Source organism: Phenylobacterium sp. FG114 (assembly GCF_057809855.1).
In genome coordinates, this window is record NZ_JBMDKU010000005.1 from 364,868 (window position 1) to 373,245 (window position 8,378).

The 8,378-nt window shown below is 69.2% G+C and carries 8 protein-coding genes; 3 read left to right on the forward strand and 5 right to left on the reverse strand.

Going from position 1 to position 8,378, the window contains the following annotated elements:
• The first annotated feature begins 40 nt into the window (after nt 1–40).
• The gene (locus tag ACODSY_RS11270) at nt 41–688 is read left to right on the forward strand and encodes a hypothetical protein (RefSeq protein ID WP_488951841.1); all 648 of its coding nucleotides are present in this window, start codon (nt 41–43) and stop codon (nt 686–688) included.
• A 157-nt stretch (nt 689–845) separates the two neighbouring features.
• Here ACODSY_RS11270 and ACODSY_RS11275 read toward each other — a convergent pair whose 3' ends face one another.
• On the reverse strand, nt 846–1,112 hold the full coding sequence (locus tag ACODSY_RS11275) for a GNAT family N-acetyltransferase (RefSeq protein WP_488951842.1): 267 nt from the start codon (nt 1,110–1,112) through the stop codon (nt 846–848).
• Between the two features lie 60 nt (nt 1,113–1,172).
• Between ACODSY_RS11275 and ACODSY_RS11280 the strand changes: the two genes are divergently transcribed.
• Entirely contained in the window at nt 1,173–1,751 is a 579-nt protein-coding gene (locus tag ACODSY_RS11280; protein ID WP_488951843.1) for a DUF3617 domain-containing protein, read from the forward strand.
• Nucleotides 1,752–1,813: 62 nt separating this feature from the next.
• Nucleotides 1,814–2,302, forward strand: coding sequence for an SRPBCC family protein (locus ACODSY_RS11285; protein ID WP_488951844.1), 489 nt, complete (start codon nt 1,814–1,816; stop codon nt 2,300–2,302).
• Here the strand turns inward: ACODSY_RS11285 and ACODSY_RS11290 are convergent.
• From ACODSY_RS11290 to flgK, 4 genes are all read right to left on the reverse strand, one after another.
• Nucleotides 2,299–3,489 (reverse strand): acetyl-CoA C-acyltransferase, encoded by a 1,191-nt coding sequence (locus ACODSY_RS11290; protein WP_488951845.1) that lies wholly within the window; start codon nt 3,487–3,489, stop codon nt 2,299–2,301. The genes ACODSY_RS11285 and ACODSY_RS11290 overlap by 4 nt on opposite strands.
• A 124-nt stretch (nt 3,490–3,613) precedes the next feature.
• Nucleotides 3,614–4,795 carry a tRNA 2-thiouridine(34) synthase MnmA gene (gene mnmA, locus ACODSY_RS11295; protein ID WP_488951846.1) on the reverse strand — a complete coding sequence of 394 codons (1,182 nt, stop codon included), beginning with the start codon at nt 4,793–4,795 and terminating at the stop codon, nt 3,614–3,616.
• Between the two features lie 54 nt (nt 4,796–4,849).
• Nucleotides 4,850–5,779 (reverse strand): flagellin, encoded by a 930-nt coding sequence (locus ACODSY_RS11300; protein ID WP_488951847.1) that lies wholly within the window; start codon nt 5,777–5,779, stop codon nt 4,850–4,852.
• Nucleotides 5,780–5,790: 11 nt separating this feature from the next.
• A complete protein-coding gene (flgK, locus tag ACODSY_RS11305; protein ID WP_488951848.1) occupies nt 5,791–7,887 on the reverse strand; it encodes a flagellar hook-associated protein FlgK in 2,097 nt (698 codons plus the stop codon).
• Between the last annotated feature and the right edge of the window lie 491 nt (nt 7,888–8,378).

Here is an 8,378-nt window from a genome sequence, read left to right on the forward strand (position 1 = left end):
ACTTTGACGCCGCGCCACGCGCCATGTTCTTTATATGTTCATGTCGCAGGCCGCGCACATCTCCGAACGGCGCCAGCAGATGCTGGGCGAGCTGGCCGAGCTCGATCTCAGCGCGGCCAAGGCCGCGCACGCCAGCTACATGGCCGCCATCGACACCCCCGAGGAGGCCGAGAAGGGCCGCACCTACCAGCGGATGTCCCGCTCGGTGCGCCAGTCCCTGGCCCTGCACGAGCGGCTGGAGCGCCTGGCCGCCCGCGAGGCGCGCGAAGCCGCCCACGAGGCCCGGCGCGAGGCCGTCCTCCATCCCCCGCACGAAGACCCGCCGCCCCGCCGCCAGTTCCCCCGCGACATCGCCGCCGCCGACGCCCGCGCGGACGAGCTGCGCACCGCCGTGCGCCGGCTGATCTGGACCGAGGGCTTCGAGAAGAGCGAACTGGAATCCGAGCGCGAGCTCGAGGGCGAGTTCTACCGTCAGCTCGAGCACTGGCTGGCCGACGCCCGCTGCGACGACGACTTCGTCACCCGCGACCTCGACGATCAGGTCGCCCAGGTCTGCGAGGACTTCGGGCTCAACCCCGACAACGTCCCCCGCTGGCGCGACCTGCCTCCCGTCGACCCCGCCGTCATCAAGCCCTGGCTCGAAGTCCTCGAAGGCTACGCCGAGCCGCCCTGGAAAGGCGCGGGCTAAGGGCGAAGCGCCCCGCACGCCCCTCGTCTCCCCCTATTTTCAGCTCGTCATCCCCGGGCTTGTCCCGGGGATCCATCCAGCGCGCGCTTGGTCTCTTCGGAACCGCCCGCTGGATGGCCGGGTCGAGCCCGGCCGTGACGAGCAGGAGAATGGCGCCCTACCCCACCAGGTCCTTGTACTCCGCGCTGCGCCGCAGCCACGCGGCCGCGTAGCCGCAGATCGGCGTGACCTTCAGGTCCTGCGCCCGCGCCTCGGCGGCCACCGCCGCCATCAAACGCCCCGACGCGCCGGTCCCGCGCAAGGGCACGGGGCTGAACACATAGTCGATGTAGAGCCGGTCGCCGGTCCGGCGGTAGTCGGCGTAGGAGGTCAGGCCCTCCTCGTCCATCTCGTAGCGTTCGCCGGTATCTCTGAGCTCGGGCATTGAACCGCCTTCCACAACGCTTAGGGTTTGCACCTGGGGAACGTGTTCGGAGAGATCAAGATGCGTATCTTTGCGGTTCTGGCGCTGGGCGCCGTGGCCCTGGCGGCCTGTTCGAAGAAGGAAGACAAGGCGCCGGCGGCGGAAGCCTCGGCCTCGGCCAGCGCGTCGGGGGCCAACGCCTCGGCGTCGGCGGGGCCGGCCACCTTCCCGAAGCGCAAGCCCGGCCTGTGGACCCACACCATGACCACCGCCGGCGCCACCCAGACCATGCAGGTCTGCATCGACGAGGACACCGACGCCAAGATGAGCGTCTGGGGCCAGGCGGTGGGCAAGGACATGTGCTCGAAGAACGCGGTCAGCACCGCGCCCGGCGGCTATGCCTTCGAGAGCGAGTGCGACATGGGCAACATGGGACACGTGGTGTCCAAGGGCTCGGTCACCGGCGACTTCAACTCGGCCTATACGGTGAAGACCACCAGCACGACCACGGGCTCGTCCATGCCCCAGGCCAACACCACCAGCGAGATGACCCTGACCGCCAAGTGGGACGGCGCCTGCCCCGCCGGCATGAAGGGCGGCGACATCACCCTGCCCGGCGGGGTGAAGATCAACATGGAGGCGATGACCGCGAAAAAATGATCGCGGGCCTGTCGGGGCGGGCCGGGGCGGCCCGTCCTTATGGGCAACAGAGGAGAGTTGAGATGGCTACCAAGATCGACATCGCCCCGAACCACGACAACGAACTTGTCCTGGCCCGCATCATGGATGCGACGCCCGAGCAGCTCTACAAGGTGTGGACCACGCCCGAGCGCTATCCGGAATGGTTCTGCCCCAAGCCCTGGCGGGCCGAGGTGACCAAGATGGAGCTGAAGGCCGGCGGCGCCAGCAACAACGTCATGTACGGCCCCGACGGCGAGCGCTTCGAGAACAAGGGCGTCTATCTCGAGGTCGTGCCCAACGAGAAGATCGTGTTCACCGACGCCTTCACCGAGGGCTGGGTCCCGGCCGAGGGCGGCGGCATGATGACCTGCGTGCTCACCTTCGAGCGCCAGCCCGACGGCAAGACCCTCTACCTCGCCCGCTGCGGCCACCCCTCGGCCGAGAAGAAGGCCCAGCACGAGCAGATGGGCTTCCACGAAGGCTGGGGCGTCTGCGCCGACCAGTGCGAGGCGCTGGCGAAGACGCTCTAGGCCAGCTCCACCGCCATCGCGGTGGCCTCGCCGCCGCCGATGCAGAGGCTGGCCACGCCCCGCTTCCCGCCGCGCGCTTCCAGCGCGGACAGGAGCGTGGCCAGGATCCGCGCCCCGGACGCCCCGATCGGGTGGCCCAGGGCGCAGGCGCCGCCGTTGACGTTGAGCTTGGCCCGGTCGATGCCCAGGTCGCGCTCGGCGATCATGGCGACCACGGCGAAGGCCTCGTTGATCTCGAAGAGGTCGACGTCGTCCACGCTCCAGCCGGCGCGCGCCAGCGCCTTCTGGACCGCCGGGACCGGGGCGGTGGTGAACAGGCCGGGCTCGTGGGCGTGGGCCGCATGGCCGGCGACCCGGGCGACGACCTTCAGGCCCAGGCGCCTGGCCACGCTCTCGCGGGTCATCACCAGGGCCGCGGCGCCGTCGCTGATCGAGCTGGCGTTGGCCGCCGTGATGGTCCCGTCCTTGGCGAAGGCGGGCTTGAGCGTCGGGATCTTGGCCGGGTCGGCCTTAAGCGGCTGCTCGTCCTTGTCGACGACCGTGGAGCCCTTGCGGTCGGTGACGGTGACCGGGACGATCTCCTTGGCGAAGGCGCCGCTCTCGGTGGCGGCCCGCGCCTTGGCCAGGCTGCCGATGGCGTACTCGTCCTGCGCCTCGCGGGTGAACTGGTAGGCCTTGGCGGTCTCCTCGGCGAAGCTGCCCATCAGGCGGCCGGGCTCGTAGGCGTCCTCCAGGCCGTCCAGGTACATGTGGTCGTACATCGTGTCGTGGCCGATGCGGGCGCCGCCGCGGTGCTTGGTCATCAGGTAGGGCGCGCCGGTCATGCTCTCCATGCCGCCCGCGACGACCACGTCGACCGAGCCGGCCGCCAGGGCGTCGTGCGCCAGGATCGCCGCCTGCATGCCCGAGCCGCACATCTTGTTGACGGTCGTGGCCTGGACCGACTTGGGCAGGCCCGCACCCAGCGCGGCCTGCCGCGCGGGCGCCTGGCCCAGACCGGCGGGCAGGACGCAGCCCATCAGGATCTGCTCCACCGCGTCGGGCGCGACGCCCGCCCGCTCGACCGCGGCCTTCACCGCCGCCGCGCCGAGCTCGGTGGCCTTGACGGAGGACAGGGCGCCCTGGAAGCCGCCCATGGGCGTGCGGGCATAGGCGGCGATGACGACGGGATCGGAGGTCTGGCTCATGGCCTCCATATAATTTCACCGGCTGCTGAGAACCAGCTTCCCCGGCGTCACCGACGCGCGGCGCTCATGCGACCGCATCTGACGTACCCGCCTGCCAAGGTGCGATCCCGACGAGGAGGCGCGCCTATTGGTTCCGGACCGTATCTGCGATGAAGCCGCCGCCCAGGACGCGCGTGTCGTCCTCGGGCGCGTACAGCACGCACGCCTGGCCGGGCGCGACGCCCTCTTCGGGCGCGTCGAACACCACGCCGGGCGCGCCGCCCACGACCCCGAGGCGCCCCAGCACGGGTTCACGGGTCGAGCGTACGCGCGCCAGCACCGGGCGCTGGCGCTTCATCGCCTCCTCGATCGACGGCGCATCGCCGATCCAGTTGGTTTCCTTCAGGCTGAGCGCGCGCGTCAGCAGCGCCTCGCGCGGCCCGACGATCACCTGGCGCTTGTCGGCGTCGATGCGGACCACGAACAGCGGGTCGCCCACGGCCACGTTCAGCCCGCGGCGCTGGCCGATGGTGTAGCGGGTCACGCCCTCGTGGCGGCCCAGCACGCGGCCGTCCTGGTGCACGATGTCGCCCGGCTCTGCCCCGTGCGGCCGCAGGCGGTCGATCACCGTGGTGTAGCGGCCCTCCGGCACGAAGCAGATGTCCTGGCTGTCCGGCTTGTCGGCCACCGCCAGCCCCAGCTCCAGCGCCGCCGCCCGGACCGCCGGCTTCGGCAGCGCGCCCAGCGGGAAGCGCAGGTAGGCGAGCTGCTCCGCCGTGGTGGCGAACAGGAAATAGGACTGGTCCCGGGCCGGGTCGGCCGCGCGGTGCAGCTCGGGTCCCGCCGGCCCCACCTCGCGGCGCACGTAGTGCCCGGTCGCCATCGCCTCGGCGCCCAGGTCGCGGGCCACGTCCAGCAGGTCGCGGAACTTCACCGTCTGATTGCATCGGATGCAGGGAATGGGCGTCTCGCCGCGCAGGTAGCTGTCGGCGAAGTCCTCGATGACCTGCTGCTTGAAGCGGCTCTCGTAGTCCAGGACGTAGTGCGGGATGCCGATGGCGTCGGCCGCCGTCCGCGCATCATGGATGTCCTGGCCGGCGCAGCAGGCGCCCTTCTTCTGGATCGCCGCCCCGTGGTCGTAGAGCTGCAGCGTGACGCCCACCACGTCGTAGCCGGCGCGGGCCAGCAGGGCGGCGGTCACGGTGGAGTCCACACCGCCCGACATCGCGGCCACGATCCGGGTCCCGGCCGGAAGGCGCACGGCGTCGCGCGCGGCCTCGATCAGGCCGTCGCTCAGGCGGTCGGGAACCAGGACCGGGGCGTTCATGGCGGCCCATATAGTCCCTGCGCCCTCTCATGGGGAGGGCTGCGAAGCCGCAGCCTACTTGAGCAGGTTGATCAGCGACGATTGCTGCAGGGTCTGGAAGACATAGGCCGCCGACTGCACCGAGAGCTGCGCCTGCTGCAGCTGGGCCGCCGCTTCGGCCATGTCGGCGTCGGTGATGTCGCCGATCATGCCGGCCAGCGAGTTCTGCCGGCCCTTAAGGTCGTCGGCGATGGTCTCCAGGCGCTTCTGGTTGACGCCGTTGTAGGCCGCGGTCTGGGTGACGTCCTGGCGCACGGCGTCCCAGCTGGCGAGCTCACCCTCCAGGAAGGTCTGCTGGGCCTGGGTGAGCTGGCCGTTGAAGGGACCCGAGGCGCCCTGGTTGAACTGCTGAAATGACTGGAACGCCTGCAGGAGCTGGGTGCCCATGTCGTCCGCCAGGATGCCCGTGGTCACGGTCGTGGCCTCGTCGAGCTTGGCCGTGACCTTGAACTGGTCGTTCTGGAAGAAGCTGGAGATGGGCGGGCCCGCCGTCAGGTCGGAAAGGGTGGTCACGGTGACCGGCCGGGTGTCCACCTGGCCACCGGCGAACAGGTACTTGCCGCCGTAGCGCGCGTTCATCGCCTCGACGGCGTTGCGCAGCTGGCCCTCCACGTCCTCGATCAGCGTATCGGCGCGTCCCGAGGCCAGCGCCTCCGAGAACAGCTGCCGCACCGACTGCGCCGCATCGGCGACCCGGGTGATCGCCGTGTTCTGGGTGTCCAGCTTGTCGGTCAGGACCTTGTTCTGGTCCTCGTAGACGCCCAGGCGGGTCTGCACGGACTTCATCGCCGTCAGGATCTCCGAGGACTTCGCATAGTCCTTCAGGTTCGACCCGTTCTTCTGGGTCGCGACCTTGTTGCCGGCGTCCATCTGGTTCTTCTGCGCAACCAGGAGGTTGGCGAGAACCGCGGCGTAGTTCCCGTTCGTCGTGACGCGGGTGACCATGGCGAGCTTCCTTAGACGATGCCGAGCAGGGTGTCGTACAGTTCGCCGACAGCCTGGATCATGCGGGCAGAGGCGTTGAACGCCTGCTGATAGGTGGTGAGGTTCACCAGTTCCTCGTCGAGGTTCACGCCCTCGACCGACTGGCGGCGATTGTTGGCTTCGCTGGACACTGCCTCGGCGCTCGCCTTGCGGGTCTCGGCGGCAGAGGCGCCGCGGCCGATGGCGCCGCCGAACTCCGACGCGTAACGAGAGAGCGTCATAGTCACCTGGCCGAGCGAGCCGGCGGCCTGGAAGAGCGTGTTCACCTCGCCGGCCGCCGAGATGTCCAGCGCGCCCTTGCCGTCGCCCGGACGCACCGCGACCTGGCCGACGGTGGCCGTGGTGTCCAGCTTGCCCATGGGCATCTTGGTCGGGTCGGAGTTGAAGATGGTGGAAAGCGAGAAGCGGCTGGCGCGCGTCGAGCGCTCCTGCACGCCCAGGCCGAACAGCCCGCTGATGGAAGGCCCGCCAGCGCCGCGCTGGGTGTTGTCGGTGATGACCGAAACCTTGGTGTCCAGGGCGGCCGACGAGGTGAAGCTGAGCACCCCGTTCGAGTCGAGGCCGAAGCTGCCGTAGAGGCCGACGCCGGTCGCGCTGCTGTTCAGCGAGTTGAGCAGGTCGCTCATGTTCGGCGCGGCCGGAACGGTGACCGCGACGCTCGTGATCGGCCGGCCGTCGGGATAGGAGATCTGCAGGTTGATCTGGCCGCCCGGGGTGAAGCCGTGCGGGCTGGCCGCGGTCAGGCCGGTCGCGTAGTTCGTCTGGCCCGACGTCTTGATCAGGTCGTTCAGGCCGAAGAAGTGCGAGAAGCCCCGGCCCGTCCGCTGCGACGTGCCTTCGTCGATCGCCAGGCCGTTGCCGCCCGTGGCGTTCAGGGTGAGTGCGCCATTGGTGAACGTCGCGCTGCCCGAGGCGCCCAGCGCCGTATTGAGGCTGGCGAGGAAGGTCGCGGGCGTGAAAGCCGGCCCCGCGGCGCCGTTCACCGTCATTGTGCCCGCAGTGAAATCGACGTCGATCTTGCGCTGAAGCACGCCCTGGGCGTTCACGATCGCGATCGTGGTGGTTCCAGTGAACCCGTTGATGTCGCTGGTGAGGTCGAGGCCGGTGTCGCGGCCGACCATCTGCGCAGGGGCCGGATAGGCGGCGGCATCGTTGTTGGCGGCGTTGAGCTGGTCCGCCGCCTTGCTCACGAATTCACCGAGTTGATCGTAGAGCTTGGGCAGCTCGATGTCGCGCAGCTCGAGCAGGCCCTTCAGTTCGCCGCTGGTGATGTTCACCGCCGGCGCGGAAGCGCCGCCGGGCAGCAGAGCGGTGATGTAGCCGGGCGTGTTGTCGGTGGAGTTGTAGGTAAGCTTCGACGCCTCGTCGCCGGCCAGCAGCACGCCCTCGGGCGAGCGCACATCCACGCCGCCGCCGTTGCGCGGAGCCACGCGGACGTTCATCAGCCCGGCCAGTTCGTCGAGCAGCTGGCTCTGGATGTTCTCCGACCCCGAAGCGTCGGCGCCGCGCAGGCTCGCGCGGGTGATGTCCGCGTTCAGCTTGCTGATCTGCTCCAGCAGGCTGTTCGCGCGATCCACCCCGGCGGTGATCTGCGTCTCGACCGTGTCGCCCAGCGCCACGATCTGGCTGTTGATCCGGTCCGCCTCGGACAGGAAGTCTTCGATGTTCGAAAGCGCCTGGCTGCGCAGAAGGGTCGACGAGGGATCGTCGGCGGCGGTCGCGAAGGCGCCGAATATCTTGTCCAGGCGGTTGAAGAAGAAGCCGTCCTTGCTGGGGTCGCCGAACAGGCTCTGCGCGTTGTCCAGGTATTCCGCGACCGCGCCCCAGCGCTCGGCGTCGGACGAGGCGGTCAACGAGGCCATCTGCAGATACTGGTCGGTGATCCGCTTGATGCCGTCGATCTTGACGCCCATGCCGGCGCCATCGACCACCAGAGAGCTCTGGTTCACCGCCTTGCGCACGTAGCCGGGCGTGTTGACGTTGGAGATATTGTCCGAGACCGCGCGCAGGGACGCCTGCGCGGCGTTGAGGCCCGAGGACGCGGTCCGGAGTGTGGCGGTCAGCGACATCGATTAAGGCTCCGCCCGGCAAAGGCTGACGCACGACCCGGCGGATTCTGCCGGGGCATTGGTGAACGCGCGTGCGTCAGGCCGGAAATTCTTCAATAATTTCAACATTGGTCCCGTTCGGGGTCCGATGGGGTCGAAGATGGAGGCGCAAGTCCGGCGCCAGTCCGTGAACCGACGCCAAGGCCGCAGTCTGCATGGCCAGGGTTAGGGTTTTGGTAAGGCGGCAGGTAACGCCCCATCGACGCGCGGACGGCCCGGCAATTTCCTCCGTGAAGCTCGGCCATGAAGGCGGTCCTGGGGGAAAGTTTCCCAATGAAAGCAATGCCCCGACGAGTTGGCCCAGGGGTTGCTCAGGATGGGTCCGAATGAGCCCGGCGCAGGACGCGCCTTCCACTCAGATCAAAGTCTGCCCGACAACATGACCGCGTCCGCGATCAATATCGCCTCCATGGCCACCAATGCCCAGCCGGGGGGGGGGGGGGGGGGGGGGG